Source organism: Prevotella sp. OH937_COT-195 (genome assembly GCF_003932845.1).
GTDB lineage: Bacteria > Bacteroidota > Bacteroidia > Bacteroidales > Bacteroidaceae > Prevotella.
Genome location: NZ_RQZH01000174.1, coordinates 1 through 375, shown reverse-complemented (window position 1 = coordinate 375; position 375 = coordinate 1). Strand labels below are relative to the sequence as shown.

The 375-nt window shown below is 32.5% G+C and carries 1 pseudogene; it reads right to left on the bottom strand.

Annotation, left to right across the window (positions count from 1 at the left end):
• A pseudogene (locus tag EII32_RS11780) lies at nt 1-375 on the bottom strand (hypothetical protein); the annotation flags it as partial.

The window sequence follows — 375 nt, the reverse complement described above, 5'->3', positions numbered from 1 at the left end:
ACCTTGGCCTTCATGCAAACTAACTGGCAAACCTTGTTGATTATATGCTTTACTTATTGCAAAACCTTCAATGATTTGATTTTTAGCTTTCAAATGTCCTTGTGTCAATTTATAATCTTGCTTATTTGTCACAAGGACTGGTCCAAACGCGCCTTGCTCATTATTTGCTGATTTCGTGATTGAAAATTGATTCATACCTACGATTGTCATTAAATTAAAAATCGCCGATATATTTTCATATAGCTTTTTTATCTTGTGATAAGGTTGTATTGATAACAAACCTTTACCACCTTGTAAATCATATTGATTGGCTATATTTTGAATACTATCACTAATAAGTGGAATGTGTATGTATGCGCGTCGAGCGATTATAAA